This is a genomic window from Methylobacterium sp. E-045 (assembly GCF_022829685.1).
In the GTDB taxonomy this organism is placed as follows: domain Bacteria; phylum Pseudomonadota; class Alphaproteobacteria; order Rhizobiales; family Beijerinckiaceae; genus Methylobacterium.
Genome location: NZ_JAKSYE010000118.1, coordinates 56,595 through 76,930, shown reverse-complemented (window position 1 = coordinate 76,930; position 20,336 = coordinate 56,595). Strand labels below are relative to the sequence as shown.

20 protein-coding genes and 1 pseudogene are annotated in these 20,336 nt (G+C 64.8%); 20 read left to right on the top strand and 1 reads right to left on the bottom strand.

The window, feature by feature from the left end:
• Nucleotides 1–11: 11 nt before the first annotated feature.
• From MKK51_RS21845 to MKK51_RS21760, 19 genes and pseudogenes are all read left to right on the top strand, one after another.
• Nucleotides 12–3,827 carry a phage tail length tape measure family protein gene (locus tag MKK51_RS21845; RefSeq protein WP_243980880.1) on the top strand — a complete coding sequence of 1,272 codons (3,816 nt, stop codon included), beginning with the start codon at nucleotides 12–14 and terminating at the stop codon, nucleotides 3,825–3,827.
• Nucleotides 3,824–4,264: a hypothetical protein gene (locus tag MKK51_RS21840; RefSeq protein WP_243980871.1), complete on the top strand. Its 441-nt coding sequence runs from the start codon at nucleotides 3,824–3,826 to the stop codon at nucleotides 4,262–4,264. Before MKK51_RS21845 ends, MKK51_RS21840 begins: the two co-directional genes overlap by 4 nt.
• A complete protein-coding gene (locus MKK51_RS21835) occupies nucleotides 4,252–4,758 on the top strand; it encodes a hypothetical protein (protein ID WP_243980869.1) in 507 nt (168 codons plus the stop codon). Before MKK51_RS21840 ends, MKK51_RS21835 begins: the two co-directional genes overlap by 13 nt.
• On the top strand, nucleotides 4,755–4,895 hold the full coding sequence (locus MKK51_RS21830) for a hypothetical protein (protein ID WP_243980867.1): 141 nt from the start codon (nucleotides 4,755–4,757) through the stop codon (nucleotides 4,893–4,895). The genes MKK51_RS21835 and MKK51_RS21830 overlap by 4 nt, the downstream gene beginning before the upstream one ends.
• 7 nt (nucleotides 4,896–4,902) lie before the next feature.
• Nucleotides 4,903–5,337, top strand: a complete 435-nt coding sequence (locus MKK51_RS21825; RefSeq protein WP_243980865.1) for an NlpC/P60 family protein — start codon at nucleotides 4,903–4,905, stop codon at nucleotides 5,335–5,337.
• Nucleotides 5,337–9,152 (top strand): host specificity factor TipJ family phage tail protein, encoded by a 3,816-nt coding sequence (locus tag MKK51_RS21820; protein WP_243980864.1) that lies wholly within the window; start codon nucleotides 5,337–5,339, stop codon nucleotides 9,150–9,152. The genes MKK51_RS21825 and MKK51_RS21820 overlap by 1 nt, the downstream gene beginning before the upstream one ends.
• Before the next feature lie 96 nt (nucleotides 9,153–9,248).
• Entirely contained in the window at nucleotides 9,249–11,252 is a 2,004-nt protein-coding gene (locus MKK51_RS21815) for a hypothetical protein (protein WP_243980862.1), read from the top strand.
• Between the two features lie 3 nt (nucleotides 11,253–11,255).
• Entirely contained in the window at nucleotides 11,256–12,848 is a 1,593-nt protein-coding gene (locus tag MKK51_RS21810; protein WP_243980860.1) for an FAD-dependent oxidoreductase, read from the top strand.
• Entirely contained in the window at nucleotides 12,845–13,411 is a 567-nt protein-coding gene (locus MKK51_RS21805) for a hypothetical protein (RefSeq protein WP_243980858.1), read from the top strand. Before MKK51_RS21810 ends, MKK51_RS21805 begins: the two co-directional genes overlap by 4 nt.
• A 66-nt stretch (nucleotides 13,412–13,477) precedes the next feature.
• A complete protein-coding gene (locus tag MKK51_RS21800) occupies nucleotides 13,478–13,996 on the top strand; it encodes a hypothetical protein (protein WP_243980856.1) in 519 nt (172 codons plus the stop codon).
• Between the two features lie 439 nt (nucleotides 13,997–14,435).
• On the top strand, nucleotides 14,436–14,759 hold the full coding sequence (locus MKK51_RS21795) for a cyclic-phosphate processing receiver domain-containing protein (protein ID WP_243980854.1): 324 nt from the start codon (nucleotides 14,436–14,438) through the stop codon (nucleotides 14,757–14,759).
• Between the two features lie 106 nt (nucleotides 14,760–14,865).
• The gene (locus MKK51_RS21790; protein ID WP_243980853.1) at nucleotides 14,866–15,018 is read left to right on the top strand and encodes a hypothetical protein; all 153 of its coding nucleotides are present in this window, start codon (nucleotides 14,866–14,868) and stop codon (nucleotides 15,016–15,018) included.
• Nucleotides 15,018–15,206 (top strand): hypothetical protein, encoded by a 189-nt coding sequence (locus MKK51_RS21785; protein ID WP_243980852.1) that lies wholly within the window; start codon nucleotides 15,018–15,020, stop codon nucleotides 15,204–15,206. Before MKK51_RS21790 ends, MKK51_RS21785 begins: the two co-directional genes overlap by 1 nt.
• Before the next feature lie 14 nt (nucleotides 15,207–15,220).
• The gene (locus MKK51_RS21780) at nucleotides 15,221–15,898 is read left to right on the top strand and encodes a lysozyme (protein WP_243980851.1); all 678 of its coding nucleotides are present in this window, start codon (nucleotides 15,221–15,223) and stop codon (nucleotides 15,896–15,898) included.
• 303 nt (nucleotides 15,899–16,201) lie between these two features.
• Complete coding sequence (locus MKK51_RS21775) at nucleotides 16,202–16,711, top strand: hypothetical protein (protein ID WP_243980850.1); 510 nt, start codon at nucleotides 16,202–16,204, stop codon at nucleotides 16,709–16,711.
• An 8-nt stretch (nucleotides 16,712–16,719) separates the two neighbouring features.
• On the top strand, nucleotides 16,720–17,229 hold the full coding sequence (locus MKK51_RS21770; RefSeq protein ID WP_243980849.1) for a hypothetical protein: 510 nt from the start codon (nucleotides 16,720–16,722) through the stop codon (nucleotides 17,227–17,229).
• Between the two features lie 47 nt (nucleotides 17,230–17,276).
• Nucleotides 17,277–17,603: a hypothetical protein gene (locus MKK51_RS21765; protein ID WP_243980847.1), complete on the top strand. Its 327-nt coding sequence runs from the start codon at nucleotides 17,277–17,279 to the stop codon at nucleotides 17,601–17,603.
• Between the two features lie 360 nt (nucleotides 17,604–17,963).
• A pseudogene (locus MKK51_RS27640) lies at nucleotides 17,964–18,197 on the top strand (calcium-binding protein); the annotation flags it as partial.
• 111 nt (nucleotides 18,198–18,308) lie between these two features.
• The gene (locus MKK51_RS21760) at nucleotides 18,309–19,196 is read left to right on the top strand and encodes a calcium-binding protein (RefSeq protein ID WP_243980845.1); all 888 of its coding nucleotides are present in this window, start codon (nucleotides 18,309–18,311) and stop codon (nucleotides 19,194–19,196) included.
• 173 nt (nucleotides 19,197–19,369) lie between these two features.
• Here MKK51_RS21760 and MKK51_RS21755 read toward each other — a convergent pair whose 3' ends face one another.
• Nucleotides 19,370–19,582 carry a hypothetical protein gene (locus tag MKK51_RS21755; protein ID WP_243980843.1) on the bottom strand — a complete coding sequence of 71 codons (213 nt, stop codon included), beginning with the start codon at nucleotides 19,580–19,582 and terminating at the stop codon, nucleotides 19,370–19,372.
• A gap of 215 nt (nucleotides 19,583–19,797) precedes the next feature.
• On the opposite strand from MKK51_RS21755, the gene MKK51_RS21750 reads away from it, so the two are divergent.
• Nucleotides 19,798–20,019 (top strand): hypothetical protein, encoded by a 222-nt coding sequence (locus MKK51_RS21750; RefSeq protein WP_243980841.1) that lies wholly within the window; start codon nucleotides 19,798–19,800, stop codon nucleotides 20,017–20,019.
• Nucleotides 20,020–20,336 lie beyond the last annotated feature (317 nt).

Genomic DNA, 20,336 nt, shown 5'->3' with positions numbered 1-20,336 from the left:
ATGGAGGCGTGATGACCCAATCTGTCGCAATCCGCCTCGGTGTCGAGGGTGGCGCCGAAGTCAAACGCGAATTCGGCGACGTCGGCACCGCTGGAAAGCAGGCGTTCGATGGCGTGGTCGTGTCGATGGACAAGGCCGGGACCGCGTCCGACCGGCAGGTCCAGCGATTCCAGCGTCTTGCGCAGGCCGCCAAAGAGGCCGAAGCCGCTGGCCGCGCGCAGACCAGCATCAATTCCCTGCTCGGCGTTGAGACGGCCCCCAGCGTGTCGGCGCGTAGTTCGGCGGGCGTATTCGAACAGCAGCTTCGGGCTGCCGAGGAAGCAGAGCGCCGTAACGCTGCCATCGCTGAGGCTCGCGCCGCGCAGTTCGCGACGACGACCCAGGCAAACCTCTCTTCAATCTACGGCATCGGGTCCACGCCATCGAAATCCGCCCGGGCGTCGGCCGAGGTGTTCGAGGAAGCCGCGCGCGCTGCCGACGAGGAGGAGCGCCGTGCCGCCGCCCTTCGTGATGCCCGCGCAGCTCAGATGGCCGCAACCAACCAGGCGAACGTCTCGGCCGCCTATGGCGTGAACGCCGCTCCGGTGAAGTCCGCCCGCGCATCGGCGGAAGTCTTCGAGGAGGCGGCACGCGCGCAGGAGGATCTGGAGAAGCGAGCCAGCGCTCTTCGTGAGGTCATCGACCCGCTGGGCGCCGCACAACTGCGCATGAACGCTGCCGTTGCGAACGCTGATGACCTGCTGGCGAAGGGATCGATCAGGGTCACCGAGCACACCGCTGCCGTTGCGAAGGCTCGCACGACCTACGACGAATTCGCCAAGACGACAGAGCGGCAGCGCACCGGCGGGCTGCGTCCGGACCAGTTGCAAAACCTGACCTATCAGGTCTCGGACGTCGTTGCGTCCGCCGCCAGCGGGGCCTCTCCGCTGACGATCCTGCTTCAGCAGGGCGGACAGGTCATGCAGACCTTCGGCCCTGGCCAGGGTGGCGTGTCTGGAGTCCTGTCCGGCGTAGCGGAGGCGGTCGGAAAGCTCGTCACGCCGCTGACCGCAACGGCTACAATTATCGGCACGATCGGCGGCACGCTCGCCTACGCCTACAGCACCTATTCGGCGGGCCAGCGCGAGGCCCAGATGTCGCTGAACGGCATCGGCCGTCTCAGCGGCGCGACCGTGGCCCAGCTGAACGCGACCGCCGAAGCTTCGGCACGCCAAGGTGAGGTGTCCGTCGCATCCGCGCGCGAGATGGCGGGCGTCTATGCCTCAACTGGCCGGATCGCGCCGCAGTTCTTCGGCGACCTCATCAAGATCCAGCGCGACTACGCCGCCACGACGAAGCAGGAGATTCCCGACGCGACCCGCGATTTGGCCGGCGCCCTGGCTAATGTTGCGACCGGTGTCGATGCGCTTGAGGCGAAGCTCGGCCCGCTCGGGGGTGGTGCGGGCGACATGGCGAAGAAGCTGGCGGCGGCGGGTGACCAGACAGGCGCCGTCAAGGTTATCCTCGACGCGCTGCCGGCCACGCTGACCAAGGCCTCCTCGCAAATGGGCGGCCTGTCGCGCGAGTGGGAGCGGACGAAGCAGGGCTTCTCGGACAACATCAACTTCATCGGCAAGGCGCTGTTCGGCGATGGCACCGACACGTTCGAGAAGCGGATCGCGGACGCTCAGGCGCGGCTGGCCGAACTCGAGGCCTCGCGCGCGAAGTACGGCAACCGCTCGAACTCCTACCTCTACGAGAATGAAACCAGCCGCCAGCGCAAGGTCGTGTCCGATCTTCAGGCCCAGGCGGAAACTGCTCGCAACGCCCCGGCGCGCGCTCAGGCCGACGACATCGCAAATCAGGCCACCCGCGCGACCAAGCTCGTGAACCCTGAACTGGCTGGCATCGAGGCGCTGGAGGCCGTTCGGGACCGGATCAGCAAGGGAGCTTCGACGATCCTGCTCAGCCCGGATCCGAAGATTAACGCTGGCGCCCAGGAAGCCCTCGAGACCGTCAAGGCCCTCGACGCACAGATCGTCGAGATGCGCGCCAACATGGCGAAGGGCGGTGACGCAGCGGCATCGGCGCTAAAACAGGCCGATTTCGCCAAGTCGACAGCCGACCTTCAGGGCTACTCCCTTTCAGTGGCCCAGCTGAACCACCAGTACGATCAGCTCGTCGACCAAGCGCGGAAGGCGGGCGATGCCGGCCGGCGCACAGTATCGGTCGAGACGCTGAATGAGGCGCGCACCGCCGCCCTCGCAGCCTTGGCGGCGCAGAATCGTCAGGCGGTCATCCGCGCGACAGCGATCCCGAACGATGCGGTCGCCACGACCATCTCGGCAGAGAGTGATGGCAACAACTTTGCCAAGAACCCTCGGTCGTCGGCGCTCGGCGCGGGCCAGTTCCTGAAGAGTACCTTCGTCGATCTCTACCGGCGCTACGATTCCGAGGCGTCGGCCGAGATCGACGCGGCCAGCGCCTCACGGAAGGAGGCAGATAACAAGATTGCGCAGCTGCGCACGGACCGTCCGACCGCGGAAAAGTACATCGCGCTCTACCTGCAGGAAGTCACCAACAGCCTGGTGAAGGACGGATATGCCGGAACGCCGCGGAATGCGCAGCTGGGGTACTTCCTCGGGCCTGGCAGCGCGAAGAAGTTCCTCGACGCCGACCCGTCGGCCAACGCTGCATCTGTTGATCGAGCCGCCGCCGCCAAGAACCCCGAGGTCTTCAAGAACGGCGCCGCGACGGTTCAGGACGTCTTGGATTACGCGCAGAAACGCGCCACCGGAAACAACGCCCCGGCCCGGGCTTCGACCGAACGGGTCGTCGCGATTCGTGCGGAGACGACGGCCTACGACCAGAGTGCGTCGCGCCAGGAGTACCTCCGCGCAATCCAGGAGCAACTGAACGCCGCACGCGAGCGCGGCGAGGAAATCGGCATTCGGTTCAAAACGGCCGAGGAGCTTCTGAAGGCACCGACGGAAACCCTGACCGCCGAGCTACAATCGCAGAAAGCCGCACTTTTGGAGGTGGCGAAAGCCCGTCAGACGGTCGTTGCAACCGCTCTCTCGTCGCGGTTCGAGCGCGACACCGCGAACGCCTACAGCGCGCTCGGCCGGACCCCCGAGGAGCAGTCCGCCTACATGGGTGCGCGCGGCTACGCGGAGGAGGGCACCAAGGAGTTCGACACCTATCGAGATCGCCTGCGCGACCTTCAGCGCCTGTCCGAGACGAAGAGCTCGACGGGCGGGTTCCTGAAGGATCTCAAGAACGATCTCTCACAGGGCGCGTCGCTGACCACCGCCATGTCGAACGCGCTGGGCCGTCTGGCCTCGCGCCTATCGGACAAGGTGCTGGATAGCGCGGTCTCGATGATGTTCGCCGGATCGAGCAAGGATGGCGGCTCGATCAAGACCTTCCTGTCCAGCATCCTGCCGAAGTACGCCACCGGCATGACGCCGGCCGGCGTGGTCTACGGGCCCGGCACCGGCACGTCCGACAGCATACTAGCGATGATCTCGAACGGAGAATCCATCGTCAACGCAGATGCCACCCGGCGCTTCGGTCCGGTCATCAAGGCGATGAACGAGAACCGGCTTCCTCGGTTCGCCGGCGGCTACGTGCCGAAGTTCGATGGCCCGGCCAACTCGAGCGGTCCGCAGCCCGTCGATCTCCGGATCATCAACCAGTTCGAGGACGCCCGGGTCGAGAAGCGCCAGGTCCCCGACGGTCGCGGCGGCCAGCGGGATGAGATCGTCATCCGCGAGGCGTTTGTTCGGGGCGCGAGCACCCGTCAGGGGCAGCAGGCCATGAACCAGCCGAGGGTCGCCACCCGATGATTCCCCTCTGGCCCGCCAGCCTGCCTCAGCGCGTCCTCGCCGAGGGCTTCAACGAGGGGCTTCGCGAAGGCCGGTTGCAGACCGCGCCCGAGCGGGGCGTCCCGAAGTTGCGCCGTGGCTCGTCGGCCGTCGGCAAGCCGATCCTGCAATCGATCAAGATCGACGCCGAGCAGTTCACCACCCTCGAGCGCTTCTGGGATGTCGATACCGGCGGCGGTGTTCGCCCGTTCTGGTTCCCCGACCAGACCCGCGGGGGCATCCCGATCCTGACGACCGCCGGCGAGCCGATCCTGACAGCGAGCGGCGCGCCGCTGCTGAACGCGAAGTGGTGGCTCGTCCAGTTCGGCGGCACCGCCCCCAGCGCCGGGACCCGCACCCGTGGAATGTCCTTCGTCGTCCCGGTCCCTATGACGGTGCTGTACTCATGGGCCGCCTGATCTCGCTGAACGCCCGCCAGGCTATGAACGCCTCGGCGACCGACGACGGGCCGGTGATGCTGATCAAGATCACGCACGCCACACTGCCGGCGCCGGTCTACCTGTCGAGCGATCCGACGATGATGTTCTCGATGGACCCGCTGCGCTACGGCACCCGCCACCAGGGGCAGGACTACGACTTCGTCATCATGGGCGCGATCATGCCCGATGACGAGAAGGACACGCCGCCGAAGACCACCCTGGCCTTTGAGAACGTGGCGCCCGACATGGCGGCGCCGCTGCGGGCCATCTCGTCGCCGGCCCGCGTAGACCTTGCGGTGGTCATGGCCCTGTCGCCGGATAAGCTCGAGGCCCTCTACCTCAACCTGCGCGGCGTGAAGGCATCCTACGACGCCGACGCCGTATCGCTCGACATCTCGCGCGAGCCCTACACCTCCGAACCCTGGCCCTCCGGCCGGTTCTCGCCGGCCCGGTTCCCGGGGCTGTTTCCATGACCCGCACGCAGGTCGCCCTGTCGGCCGCCACGGCTGCCATCGCCTCCGTCGCCTTCGGGTTCGACGGCACGCAGGTCGCGGTTGCCGTCTGTGCCAGCGCGGGTGCCGCGCTCATCACCAACCACTTCAGCCGCTAGGCCCCTCATGCATTGGTCTGTCGATTACATCGGCCTGCCCTGGCAGGTCGGCGGTCTCACGCGCGATGGTATCGCGTGCTGGGGGCTCGCACGCCTCGTCTATGCCGAGTGCCTCGGGATCCCCCTGCCAGATTACGCTGCTGCGGTGCCCTCGCTTGAGGAGCGCGCAGAGGTCGCGGCGGTCTTTGCCGAGGCGACCTCGTCCGCCGGTCCATGGGTTGAGGTCGGTGCCGGTAAAGCTGCCGAGTTCGACATCCTGGTCTTCCGCCGAGTTGGGCTCGCGCACCACGTCGGCATCGCCGTCGACGGCGGCCGCATGCTTCATATCGATACGGGCCAGGATAGCTGCCTCGTCGATTACACGACCGGGCGCTGGGCTTCGCGGCTCGTTGGGGTCTATGCGCACAAGGCACGGATCCTCGACGCGGTCATGGCCGCCTGATGAACGCACCGGTCCGCGTTCTCGCACAGCCGCACCTGCTCGACCCAACCCGCGACCGGGTCGAGTTCACGGTCGCGCCAGGACAGACCATCGCCCAGATGGTTGCCGAGGCGATGCCGTCGGGGCGGCGGCTGGGCGGCGCCTACTTCCGGGTCACCCTCAACGGTCACCCGATCGCGGACGCCCTCTGGCACGCGGTGAAGCCGAAGCCTGGCACGCAGGTGCTGATCCGCGTCGTGCCGCAGGGCGACATCCTGCGGAACGTGCTCACCATCGCCCTCACCGTCGCGGCCGTGGCTGCCGGCCAGTTCTATGGCCCTATGCTGGCGGGCGAACTGCTGTTCGGCGGGCTTGGCGGCGTCGGCACCGGTTCGCTCGGCACGGTGCTGTCCGGTGCCATCACGGCAACGACGCTGCTTGCCGGCACGCTCCTGATCAACGCGCTGATCCCGATCCGCAGCGACAAGAAGGACACGGCCACCTACGGCATCCAGGGCCTGCGCAATCAGGCGCAGCCCGACGGAGTCGTCCCCGGTATCCTCGGCTTTATCCGTTCGACGCCGCCCTACGGGATGCTGCCCTATACGGAATCGGTCGGGGACGATCGCTTCGTCACCGCGCTCTTCATCCATGGCTACGGCCCGATCGCGCTGCGCAACCACCGCATCGGCGAGACGCCGCTCGAGAAGTACCAGGAGGTCACGGCCGAGCACCGCGAGGGACGGGCCGGCGACGCGGCGCTGACGCTGACCCCTCGTCAGGTAGTCGAGCGCGGCCTGACGATCGAGTTGCTCAGCGGCGGCCCCGGCGCCGGCCCGCAGACCCGCTACACGAAGGCGGACATCTCCTCGTTCTCGATCGACATCGGTTTCCCGGGCGGCCTCGGCGGCGTCGACAAGGATGGCAAGAAGGTCGGCGTCGAGGCCACCTTCACGCTGCGCTACCGCAAAGTCGGCACCGAGCCGTGGACCGTCCGGCCGATCTCGGTCTACGCCAAGCTCTCCGGCAAGCCGTTTACACGCACGTTCCCCTATGACGTGACCGACCGCGGCCTGTACGAGGTCGAGGTCACCCGCACCAGCGCCGACTTCGACCGTCCGGACCAGGATCTGTCGAAGAAGGAGATCCAGCGGACCGGCCGCTCGCAATGGTCGGCCCTGCGCTCGTTCCGACCCGAATACCCGCTGAACTTCGATACTCCCCTGGCGGTGACGGCCATCCGCATCCGCGCGACCGGACAGCTAAACGGCACGCTCGACGAGTACAATTGCGACGCGTTCTGCGTCTGCCCGGATTGGGATGCGACCTCGAAGACCTGGATCGAGCGCGAGACGCAGAACCCGGCCTCGCTCTTCCGGCACGTGCTGACGGGTCCGGCCGGCGCCTATCCGCTGACCGTGGACGAGGTCGACGCGCTGGGCGGCTGGCACGCCTACTGTGTCGCGAACGGGCTCACCTACAACCGAATCCACGACTACGAGGCGTCCGTCCTCGACGTGCTTTCCGACATCGCCGCTGCCGGCCGAGCGAGCCCGCACGACAAGGGGGACCGCTGGGGAGTCGTCATCGACCGCGCCCTCGATACGGTCGCTGCGCACATCACCCCGCGCAACTCGTGGGGCTTCAAGGGCGAGCGGGCCTACCTGACCTTTCCGGACGCGTTCCGCGTCAGCTTCCTCGATGAGACCAACAGCTTCACCAAGGCCGACCGGATCGTGCCCTGGCCCGGCTTCGTCGGCCAGCCGAAGGTCATCGAGAAGCTCGAACTGCCCGGCATCACCAACCCGGCCCAGGTCTGGAAGGAGGCCAGGAAGCGCCAGTACGAGATCATGCTCCGGCTCGACACCTTCACGGTCAATCAGGACTTCGAGAGCCTGGTGCCGACCCGGGGCGACCGTGTCGAGCTCTCGCACGACGTTCTCGACCGCGATCAGATCTCCGCCCGCATCATCCTCAAGCCAGAGAGCCTGTCGGCCATCATCGTCGACGAGATGCTGACGATGGAGGCGGGGCAGAGCTATGCGGCGCGCGTCCGCTATGCCGACGGCACCTCGAACGTGTTTCCAGTCCGAACCGTGGCCGGCACCTCGAACGTCCTTATCCTCGACGGGCCCGGCCAGCTGCCGGACATGGACAACCTCGTCATGTTCGGGAAGGCCACCCGGATCTCCCAGGCATGCACCGTAAAGGGCATCCAGCCGCAGAAGGATTTCACCGCGGCGCTTACCCTGATCCCGCACGCGCCGGAGATCGAGACGCTGGTCGCCAACGACGTGCCCCCGGCCTGGAGCGGCCGCGCCGGCGCCGTGGTGGACCAGCCGGTCAGCATTCCCGTCGCGCCGATCATCGTCAGCGTCGATTCCGGCACGTCCGCCTCGAGCCTCGCGACGACCGAAAACCCCTATCCGGTCGTGGTCAACCTCCGGCCGAACCCGTCCGGCACGACGCCGCTCGCGACCTTCCAGGTGCTCAGCCGCAAGGTCGGCACCACCACGTGGCTCACCAGTTCGGCCCTGGCCGGCGCAGGCAGCGTTCTCCTCGCCGGTTACGCAAAGGGCGACGTCATCGAGTATCAGGCCCGGGGCGTCTCCACGCGCGGCACGGCGGGCGATCTCACGGGCCTCGCCACCCACACCGTCGGCGCCACGGATGCGCCGTCCCCGACCGGCCTCGTCGTCGCGATCGAGCGCGCTACGGTGAACGGCGGGACCTCCGTCGCCTTCCTCCGGCTCACCTGCTCGGCCCCGACCCGAACCGACCTGTCCCTCGTCGGGCGCTACCGTCCCGTCGGCTCGACCACGTGGACCGCGATCCCGCTCAACACGTCCAGCCGGACGTCCATCGCCTCCGGCACGCTATCGGATGCCACGGATTACGAGGTCCAGGGCGCGCTCTCGACGGATTCCGGGGCGGACATCAGCAACTTCGTGGCCGCCACCGGCTCGCCGATCCGCGCCGTCTCCGATCCCGCGGCACCGAACGCGCCGACCTACACCTCCGCCACGCTCAGCGGGACGACCGTCACCCACGCGATCAAGCAGTCGGGCGGCAACGCGCGCGGCGTCCAGCTCTTCCGCGCCAACGGCTTCGGCAGCACCTTCGCCAATGCCGCCCTCAGCACCAGCAAGGCGGTCGATCCCAACCAGACCGACACGCTCACTGATACGATCTCGCTTGGCTACATCACCTGGTGGCTGACGGCGCAGAACGGTTCGGGTGTGTCGAGCGTGCCGAGCGCCTCGCAGTCGCTCCTCTACGTCACCCAGCCGGGGGCCAAGAACTCGTTCCCGAACGATCTCACGAACGCTGAATGGATCAAGACGGCCACTACAGCGGCGCTCAACGGCACCGGGCCGGACGGCGCCGCAGCCACCATGATCGCGGAGACCGCGACCACCGGCACGCACACCGTCGCCTATAAGGCCACGGGCCTCGCTTCGGGTTCCAAGGTCCGCGCTGTCTGGGGTCTGAAAGCCTCGGGCCGTTCGGCAGGCCGTATCGATCTCATCAACAGCGGCGGTACGGGCAACGGCGACTACGTCCGGACCACGTTCGATCTCACCGCCGGGACGATCAGCGTCGGAACTCCCAGCGGGACCACCTTCAGCGGCGTCACGGCGACCATCCAGAAGGTCTCCGCCGACTTCTGGTTGATCGTCATCACCGCCACCACGTCGGCCTCGGCCGGCACGTCGGGCGCCCTGGCCGTCGAGGATCGTCTGAACCTCGGCACGGGCGGCACGACCATCTCCTACGCCGGCGACACCACCAAGGGCCTCCTCGCCTGGGCCTGCTCACTCGCCCCGGTGCCCTGAGCGCCGCGGCGCACCTGACCCGACCCACCCCACCCATCCGAGCAACCTGACGCCGCCTCGCCTCAAGCGAGCGATGGCGCGCGGGAGACCCTGTGCATGCCGATGACGACGGACCTGCCGGTCGGTGATCTCTTCGAGTTCATTGGCGACTTTCGGCTGAACGGTGACGGGCCTCCGACCACGGGTCGGATGGGCCTGGATCGCCTGCAGGCAATTCTCCTCGGTTCGACGAGCCTCGTCGGTGCCCGTATCGCGGTCATCGAAAGCCGCCTCGCCACCGCCGAGGGCTACACCAACCAGATCGCGAGCCTCGCCACCCGCATCACCACCCTGGAGGGGCTGGCCGGCATCTCGCCCGGCACCGATCTCGCGGCTGATGGCACGGCCGTTCGCTCGACCCGGTACTGGGGGCGGCCCGGCGAGGCGATCCGCACGTGGACGGCATCAATAGCCGCGACATCGGCTGCGGCCGTCCCGCTGACGGTGGGAGGCGCATACAGCATTGTCGCAACCACACTGGGGCCGGCTCTTCGGATCACCGGCGTCGCAGCAGCTCGTCCAATCGCGCAGGTGTTCCTCGACGACACGCAGGTCGAGGAGTTCAAGGCCACAATCAAGCGTGGCGCTGACGATACGACGACGCCGGCGAACCCAGCCAATAACGCCCCGGCGTTCGCTTTCGCGTGTTTCAAGCCAGATGGAACCGACAACGGCACCGTACCCCTGCCCGTCGACCCGCTGACGGCCGCGCAGGGGTTCAAGACCTTCACCTTCCGCGCTTCGCTCGTTGCTGGCCTCGGCACCGTCGATCTGCCCGCCGGGACCCGGCGCGTCAATCTGATCCCCGGCGGCAAGGGCACCGGCTCAATCGACGTCGTGAGCGTCGAACGCTCGTCGCAGAGCCTGACCAGCGCTCCGGAGATGACGGACGCCATCGCGCCGGAAGACCGCATCTTCATCCTCGATGACAGCGCGAAGCTCATCAAAAAGCTCGCCCCCCTGACGCTCGCACAATACGTGGAGGCTTACTTGGCACCACCCCCTGTCTATTGGTTCAAGGGGGCAAAGGTCGCCTCCAAGGCCGAGCAAACGCTGGTTGCCGCCCCGGCTGCGGGCGCAATCATTCAGAACCTGCGGGTTCAGAACACTTCGCGCACAGCCTATGTCGCCGTCGCGCTCGCGGGCATTTCTCCGAGCCTTACGGATGGCGGGTCGTACATTCTTGGTCCAGGGATGCCGCTGTTCCTCGATACCCTCCAGCAGGGTCGCGTTAGCTTCCTGTCGGATACCGAGGGGTCGCCGATCAGTTGCACGTTCACCTCCACGGTCAACCTGGATCCGAACTCGTCCGACCGGGCCGCGAAGCATCTGGCGCGCTACGGCACAGCAATGACCGCTCCGCAGAGCACGGCCATCGGCACCCTCTTCAATACGCTGTTCGACGCCGGCTGGAACGACCTCTTCAGTGCGCAAAAGGGCGGGTTCCTCTGGGTCGGCTCGGCGCCCGGCAACTTCGACGGTCTCATCAACTGGACTGGGACGAACAACTTCGCGCGCATCCTGCAGGGCGACAACAACGTCTACCCGGACACGTCGTTCGCGGGCACCCTGTTCAACGGACTCAACGCCATCGACAGCCTGGTCAAGCCGGCCTTCTCGGTGCTGCCGGGCCACGGCATGTTCTCGTGGACCGATCCGACGCTCAAGAGCGCGGCCAAGGTTTCAATGGGCAACACGGTGCTGCGCCTGAACCCGGACCGGTCCAACGGTGCGGATTCGGTCTACACGGGCGCCGGGTCGAGCATCATCAGCGGCATCCCCCGGTACGGCGGGCTCAAGGGCTATGTCCGGCGGGACGTCGATAACTTCCGCTACTACAGCGGTGCCGATTTCAAGCAGGACGTCGCCAAGACGATCAACGAGACGACCGGCGGCGCGCAGTCCATCGCAATCGGCGCGCTCAACACCTCGTCCGGCCTGCAGTTCGGCGAAACCACCCCCATGCGGATGGCGGGCTTCTGCGTAGGCGTGCCGACCGACGATCAGGTGGCAAAGCTCGCGAACGCCTTCACGGCCTTCCACGCCGCGCTGGGAGCCTAAGCCATGGCGATCGTTGCAGACGTCGATGTTTTTGTCATGGGCTCGGGTGGTGCCGGGCTCTCGGTTGGCGCGCGCATGCGCAAGTTCGGCCTCTCCGTCGCTACGGCGGACGAGGCTCAATGGCCAGGCGGCCTGCTGACGGGGGGGCTCGGCCTGCCCGACTATGTCGGGGTCGGGGCCAGCACCGATACGCTGACCGGTGTCGGCCGCCAGTTCTTCATCGACTGCGAGACCGCCGCCATCGCGGACGGCGCTGTGGTCGGCTCGCCCGCAGATAACACCACCACACCTCCGACGGCGGAGGTCCGTGGGTATGGTCGGCAGTACGCGGATCTGCCCCGGCGCTACCTGCCGGAATGGGGGCGCTTCGCCCGCGACCGCATGCTCTCCGGGATTCAGCCCTTCTGGGATATCGAGATCGCTGATTTTGCGATTGATCCCGTCACCAAGCTCGGCGGCGTTGTCACCTTCTCCGATGGCCGGCAGGTGCGGGCGAAGCAGTTCGCGTCCGCCTCTTACGAGGCGCAGCTCGGCCGCGCGGCTCGCGTGCCCTACACTGCCGGCCGCTCGGAGAACCGGGCGACCTACAACGAGCTGCTGGCCGGTGCCTACAGCAACAACCGGAACATCCAGCCGGCGGCCCTGCTGAACCCCAAGGGCGACATCATCCGGGGCAACCAGGGCTACACCATCGTGGCTCCCGGTATCGGTGAACTCCGCAACATGGCGTTCAACTGGCGCTCGACGTTCTCGCAGCGATCGGATCGCCTGCCCTTCCAGGCGCCGACCCGCCCCGACGGTCTGCCATTCCGTGAGGCCGACTTCGAGGATTGGATCGCGAAGCGCGGCAGCGTCTACACCAACATCGAACAGATCTCGTCCGGTCAGTTCGTCGATCAGTATTGCATGACCACCAACGGCGGCTCTCAGTGGGGCTCGCCGATGGAGTATATCCGCTGCAAGACGAAGGCGCAGCGTCGACTGTTCTGGGCGTGGCACTATTATTACACCGCCGGCTGGTACTACCTCGCGCAGACGTCATCGCGGGTGAATCCGGCCCTCAAGGCGAACATGGCGCTCTGGGGCCTGCCTGCGAACCACAACGTCACCGAATGGTTCGGGCAGCGTGGCTGGTCCTCGCACCTCTACGTCCGGACCAGCCATCGCATGATGTGCGCGGGAAAGATCTCGTTCGAGAACATCGGGCGGGCCGCGCGCGGCCTTACCTTCGAGTCGATGGGCCAGGGCGGATACCACGCCGACAGCCACGCCAAATGCCATGCGACGCTGCCCGGCGGCGGCTACATGCAGGACGGCGACATGCTCGACGACGTCCAGGACGGTCGCTCGTATTGGGGGCTGCCGTTCGCCGCGATCAAGCCACCGGCCGGCATCATCCACAACATGCTCGAGATCGGGTGCCCGGCGGTCAGCGAGATCGTCATGTGCTCGCTCCGGATGGAGCCGACGTGGATGAGCATCGGCGAGGCCGCGGCGATCGCCTTCTACATCGCAATCCGCGACGGAATCCCGGTGACGGAAGTCCCGTATGCGAAGATTGCCGAGATCGCATCCAGCTTGGGGTTGAAGATATGAGCTTCATCGGCGGAGGGTTCAGCACCGGATCCGGCGGCGGGCTGCCGAGCGTTCCGGGCCGGGGCGTCGTGTTCCAGCTGGGCGGGACAAAGGACAACCCGCTCCTCATGGGCATGCCGATCCATGGGCGCGGCGGCATCATCATCGAGAGCAACGATGGCGTCGATGGCCCGCTCACCATCTGGCAGCGGCCGGATGGCGTGCTCATGACCGTGGAGGGCGTGGACTGCTCGACCACGAACGAGATCGAACTCGGCATGGCGACGCAGGACGGCCAGGACACCTATGTCATCGACACGGTGCTGTTCTGGGGGGCGACGAAGCAGCCGAGCACGTTGCGCGCGAACCTCTACGGCGGCGACAGCACGAACCGCACGATCCTCGTGGACGCCTCGCAGAGCTTCGCAGGGCTCAACGCCGATGATGCGGTTCTTGAGGTGCCCGTGCTTCAGAAGCGCGTCGCCCGGTATCCGCGTCTGCTCTGGAAGCCCACCGTCACCGAGGCGCTGCGGATCAACATCGTCGTGTTCCGGCGCCTGATCCGGCAGGTCGAAGTGTTCTGAAGCGCGTGCTCGCGATCTGACACACCTCTCTATCCGGATCGAAGGGGGCCGAGTATGATCCTTCCCATGGCCCTAGATTTTGCCCTTTCGGAGATGGTGCTCGCGCTTTCAACGTCGCCTCTAGCGATCGTTGAGCGGCTGGCGGACACGCATCTATTCCAGGAGCGCAACAGGCTTGAGTCCCTTCTCGCCCATATGAACAATCTCCTAAAAAAATTGGAGGAAGGCTTCAAGCGAAATCATGAAGTCTTCTGGAGTATCATGATATTTGTCGATGATAGGCCGGAGAATATTATTGAGATTTTGGACGATCTTATAATGGTGAGCGATGAGCGCATTGAGTTTCACGAAAAGATGTTTAAGCGCTTTCGCAAAACAATAAAGCGGGCTCGGAGACAGTCAGGAAGGCTAAATGCGCTTGCCGATCTCGATGAGCGTCTCTTCGCCATCATCGGCAAAGAGATTGATATGCGGGTCGATGTTTCTTCCGAGCTTCGGGCGATGCGAGCTGAGGTGAACCCTGAGTCTAGAGGTGGCCCAACCTTTGATAAGCCGGGCGATCTGGCCAGCTACCTCCTCAGCTAGCTTGTGAAGGCTCGAGTCATCCCCACTCCGGCCTTTAAGAAGGCCATAAAGAAGCTGCCGCCTCATCGCCAGCGGACAGTGGCTATGTCTATTGATAGGTTCCAATTCGAGCCATTGCTGACCGGGTTCGACAAACGAAAGCTTGGTGGGGCGCCAGGTTATTTCATAATCAATGTCAATCAGGGCGACCGGATCATACTTCGACAAATCGCTGACGACGTATATGAGGCCGTCGATGTTGGAACCCATGACCTTTATCGAAAGTGGAACAGGCGGTAGGTCCGCTATCTGATCCGACACGCACCCCAGTCGGATCCTAAGGCCGGCGGCAGGATTTCGCCGTTCGCTTAACCGTCTTCGAGTGGGGCGGTTAGGGCCTCTCGCTGGCTCTGGGCCGCCCCGGCGTGTCGGGGCCACACTACCACGATAAGGTGCTGCCGTGACCTACCGCCTGTTCCTCGACGATGAGCGCGATCCGCCTGCCGGCGAGTGGGAGGTGGTGCGGTCGCTTGAAACCGCTCAGGCGCTCGTTCAGGCCCGCGGCCTGCCGTCGTTCATTTCGTTCGATCACGACCTCGGCGCGGACGAGGCTGGCAAGCCTCTGCCGACCGGCGCCGACTTCGCGCGTTGGCTTGGCGATTTCGTCATGGACAACGGCCTGAGCCTCGACGGCTTCGAATGGTACGTCCATTCGCAGAACCCTATCGGGGCGGCCAACATCAACGGCTATTTGCTGGGGCTCGTGGAGCACCTGGGGCGCTAGTCAACGCCATAGTGCCGACAGTCAACGCCTGACCCCTCCGGGTCAACGCCTACGGGCCTCCAGCGCCCCTCCAGAGAGGGCCGGTCGCCGCGCAACCCCTGACATCATGAGCACCGCTATGGCCCGCGTCATCCTCGCGTTCGCGCTTCTCTGCGCGCTGGCCTCACCAGCCATGGCCGCTCGGCGCCGTCCGGTCTGCGTGGCCGTCGACATTGAGGGCATCCCGTCCCTCGTCTGCTCTCGGCCGGCGCGGCGCTGATGCTTCTGTCTGCCCTCTTCCTCGCCATAGCCTTGGCGCTGGTCCTATCCGGCCTCGCCATGTCCGAACGGCGTGAGGCCGACATGCACGATATGGCCGCTGCGGCTGTCGTGACGCTGGTTGGGCTCCTCTTCTTCGTCGCCGGGCTCGCACTCGCGGCCATCCACGCCTTGACCTTAACTCCCTGATCTGAGGAATTCCGATGGCCCTCACGGCAACCGGTCGCGCAGCCCTCGTCTCGCGCGAGGCGCTGAAGACGACCGCCTACAAGGACAGCGTCGGCATCTGGACGATCGGCGTCGGCCATACATCCGCGGCTGGCCCTCCGACCGTGACGCCGGGCCTCGTCATCTCCCAAGCCGAAGCTCTCGACATTTTCGCCCGCGACCTCGTCCAGTACGAGACTGCCGTCGACCAGGCTGTCACCGTGCCGATGGCCGATCATGAGCGCGATGCCCTCGTTTCGATCTGCTACAACATCGGCCCCGGAGGCTTCCGCAAGTCGACCTTCGTCAAGCGTCTCAACGCGGGCGATCGGGCTGGCTGCGCCGCGGCAATCATGTCTTGGCGCAAGCCGCCTGAGATCATCAGCCGGCGCACCGCCGAGCGCGACCAGTTCCTCACGCCCTACAGCAAGGCGGCACCGAAGGCCCGCAGTACCGATGCGAAGCCCGTCAGCGCGCCGTTCTCGACCCTGACGCCGCTCGACGCGCCCCCGGTGATCGTGCCGCTGCCCACGCCCGTCGTGGTCTCGCCAGCGACCGCTTTGATTGTGACCCCTTCTTCGGCCTCTATGTCCGTGCCCGTCAATACAGTGGTCGCCGAACAGTCATGGGGTTGGCGCTTGTTCATGGTCCTCACCTCCCCGTGGAGGAATTAGATATTTCTGCGCAGCGGTCCAACATAGCTGCACTGCTCTCCAGCGAAGCTCATTCCAGCCATCGCCGACAAGTTTGTCGCCCACGGAGAGGGACAGCCCCCAACCGCCGTTCGCAATCGGCCACACTGATGCCGAGACGGTCTCACCCGTAGGGGACAGAGCTTCGAACACCTTGACCGTCAAGGCGTGTGATCGCTCACTGCCGCTCATAAGCAGCCTCCTGTGCCAGCTCTGCTCAGGGCATCCTGCAATGCTTACCGAGCCGGCCGGTCGCCGCGCAACCCCTGACATCGTGAGACTATCATGACCCGCTTCTTCCTCGCGGCGCTGGCGTTCGCCTGTGCCGTCTCTGTCGCCTTCGCGCAGTGTGCTACGCCCTCGACTACCGCCCTCCCGATCCAGTGGGGCGACATGGCCAATGGCCTGTTCAAGGTCGCCGTGGAGGCCCTGTATCCCGTTGTGCTCGCTGCGGTGGCCTATGCCGCCGGCAAGCTGCCCTGGTGGATCTCCATGTGGCTCACGACACAGCGGATCGACCGGGCGCTACAGACCGGCGCCGATTACGCCCTGAACGCGGTAGAGGGCGCGACCGCCGGCAAGGCCATCTCGGTCGACGTCGGCTACACCGTCCTGAAGGTGGCGCTCGAGCGCATCCTCGGCTCGACCCCCGACTGGCTCATCAAGGAGATGGGCGGGCCGAAGGGCATCTCCGAGCGGCTGTTCCGGGTCTTCAAGTTCGATGAGACCGTGTCGGACAAGAACACCCTGACGCCGCTGGTCCAGGCGCTGTCGACGCTGTCGTTCGTGAAGTAGGCGGGCGGATGCCGTACCGCCGCGCCTTCCTCCCGATGCACCCCGCCGGGCCGTACAGCACCTATCGGCTGTTCGAGTGGTGCATGGCCTTGATGATGCTCCTTATCGCCTTCACCCTGGCGATGCCGGGCGACACAATGGAGCGCAACGCCCTGCGCCCCATCGCCGAGATGGGCGCCAGCGAGGCCAACATGGCGATGGTCTTCGGCTCCGTCGGGGCGATCAGGGTCATGGCCCTGTTCCTCAACGGCTTCATCAACAACGTCACGGTCGGTCCGAAGGGGGCCTATTTCCGAGCCTTCGGCGCGGCAGTGAGCTGCTTCATCATGGGCCAATTCACGATGGCCCTGATCTGGGACGCCTTCACCGTCGCCCACTCTCCCAGCCTCAACATCCCGGTCTTCGGAACGCTCGCATGGTTCGAGGCGCTGTCGGTCTACATTGCCGTCCTCGACGGTGTTTCGCGCAAGAGCCGGATCGGCGCGGCCATGGACAAGCTTAAGAGGATGGCCGGGTAATGGGGTGGCTGGAATTTCTGGGCAACACCATCGCCCGCCAAGAGGTGATGCAGATCTTCGTCGGCGGGTGCACGATGATCCTGATCGGCTGGATGGTCACGCGAGCGAAGGGCGACAAGGATCACCTCCCCGCGCCCGCGCCGGCCACCCTGGCCGACGTTCCGCAACCTTTTCTGCAGGGCCCTCGCGAGGTCATTGATCTGATGAGGGAGATGCGCGATCTGGCCCGCCGGCAGATCGAGGACACCGGTCGCATCGCCGAGTGCGTCCGGATCATCAAGGACGAGTCGAAGGAACACACGAAGCTCCTCGCTGCGATCGAGAGGGAGCAGGCCATCGAGAACCGGACACACGGGCGGGATGCCCACATTTGAGGCTGCAGCGCGTATCTCCTGTACCAATTGCAAACCATTTGCATCTTAAGACGACGCATGGTGCGCGCCTTCGCTTTGCTTAATTTGCATTACATTCGGGCAGCTAGTATGGGTTGCAACCGCTGAGTTAGAGTGTTGCCACGCACGCCTTTTTTAGAAGCGAAGGGTCATGCACACCGCGATCACATAAGTAATCCCAGCGCATAATCTGTATCTCGAAAGGTCCGTCGAATGGCTTCTATTAGGTACACAGTTGGCGGTAATTACAGTGAAGAAAAAAGTTCTCAAATAACTTTTTTCGATGCGGTAATCTATCAGGGTGCAAATGTTTCTTACTAGTCTGTAGATCTAGGCAGTTCCATTGAATTTGAGTCAAATCCAAACAATGGAGCGGGCGCTTTTTATAGCAAATCCTATGGTGGATTTTATATAAATCTTTCAGACAACATTGCCGCAGTCGATTTCACGGGGGGCGACCATGGCGACATCCTTCGCGGTGGCTCGGGAAACGACACGCTGAATGGTGGCGCTGGCAACGACGTACTGGAGGCGGGGCTCGGGAATAACACCATCGACGGCGGGTCGGGCACCAACACGATCAGTTACGAACATCTTTCGCTGTCGCTAAATGCCGGCATCGCTGTCTATCTTAATAACGGTTACGCCTACGATCTGATTGATACCAGCCGACTCGTCGACTCGTTCTTGAACATTCAGAACGTAATTGGTAGCGCTAAGGATGATGTGCTGAATGGGTCGTTAGGTAACAACGTCTTTGAGGGAGGCGCGGGCGCTGACGCCATACGCGGCAATGGCGGGATCGATACGGCGAGCTACAATGGCTCATCGGCTGGGGTGAACGTCAATCTTTCGACCAACGTGAATGCCGGCGGAGATGCCGAGGGGGATTTGCTGTTCGACATCTCGAACCTTTTCGGCAGCAAGTTTGCAGATACCCTCACTGGCGATGGTTCAGCCAACACGCTAACTGGCAACGGCGGTGGCGATGCGCTCTACGGCATGGCTGGAAACGACCGGTTGGTGATCACTGACACCCCGACCATGATCGATGGTGGATCGGACAAGGACTTCTTGTTCGTGTCTGGCGGTGGCTCCGTGAGCCTTAGCGAAAGCACCTTCACCGGCATCGAGAGTGTCTACGTCCGCAACGACACGCACCTAGACATGTCGCAGGTTATCACCGGCAGTAGGATCGCATCGCAGTCCACTGTCGGCCATGGCGTTGAGATCATCGGCACATCCGGCGCCGACACGATCAAGGCTGGCAAGGGCGGGGATGCGATCGAGGGCGGTGCCGGCGGTGACAAGTTGTTTGCCGGCGCCGGGTCGGACACCTTCCACTTCCAGGCCGGTTTTGGCCGCGACAACGTCTACAAGTTCGATGTCGCGACCGATCACATCACCGTCGACATCGCGGGCGCCACCGGCGTGACGCTCAAGGAGTTCCACGGTGGGCAGGACACCATCGTCACGTTCGCCGGCGTCGAGGGGGCCAATAAGATCATCCTGCACGACGTGACCGTGGCCGAGATCCACGCGGGTCCCAGTGACCTGTTCACGTTCGGGGCTTGACGCTGGTATGCCAGCGCTGCGAGACTGAAGTAGTTCCTCCCCAAGGAGCGCTCTTCCATTGAGCCATCACTTCACCCGCCCGGCCTTCCAGCCGCGGCGGGTTTTCTCTGCCAAATGAGTGAGAGCAGGCGATCGAGAGCCGGACGCGCAGGCTCGCGCTACTGCGGCGCCAGCTATGGTTTGGCGTCCGACTCGGATTTCTTCACAGCCGCCACAGCGGCATCGCGCTCCAGCCGCAGCGCCTTCAGCCGTGCGGTGTTTTGATCGGCGGCGACCTTCTGCACTTCAACTTCCCCCCATACACGTTCGGCCAATTCCGCCCGCTCCGATGCGAGCGCTGCTCTAGTTTCGTTGCGGCCTTGGGTATGGCTCGGCTTGTCCGACATGTGCGTGTCCCTGTTCGCGCCAGGGTTACCGCAGACAGAAGGTGCCGTCACTATTCGCAGCCATAGCCCCCGGCACGCCCCGTGCCCCACCTCTTCCGGAGCTATCCTCCCCGATGCTCCTCTGAATGACTGACCCGCCCGGTTCGCGCCGCGGCGGGATTTTCGTTTGGGATCGACGTGGCTATGCTGGCCTTCCGATACGGGGCTTGGGCCAGATGAACGACAACGAGCCGGCCGTCTACGACATCATGCCCGAGGCGGACGGATGGCACACCTGGACCGTCTACAACACCAAGACGATGGAGCCAGCGCTTGTGAAGGGCGTGCGGCAGGTGGGGCTAGCATTCGCCGATGCCGACGATCTGGCCGACGCCCTGAACGCCATGGAGCGGAAGGAGCCGGGATCGTCCGTCACCTGGGCCGACGGCTCACGCTAAAGGCGCTCGTCAAGCATTAGCTTTGGTAGCTGATCGCTACCCTCAAACTCGCCTCGCTACCTCGAAAGGGGGCAATCCTTTAAAATTTTAAGAAATTTTGTATTCATTTTTGAAACCGGAGCGGTGAGTCGCCCGTATCGGCACGCATGACGAATGCGAAAGCCCACCCGAGACCTGTCCCCTTCTTGTCGGTCACAGCCAGCCGCCTTCATGCGGCTGACGCGGCTTGGGCTGCAGAGCTCGTGGCGCTGTTTGGTGACGAGATGGTCAATGCAGTCTCGGACCAACCGGCGGGCCGTGGGGAAGACGGAACCAGG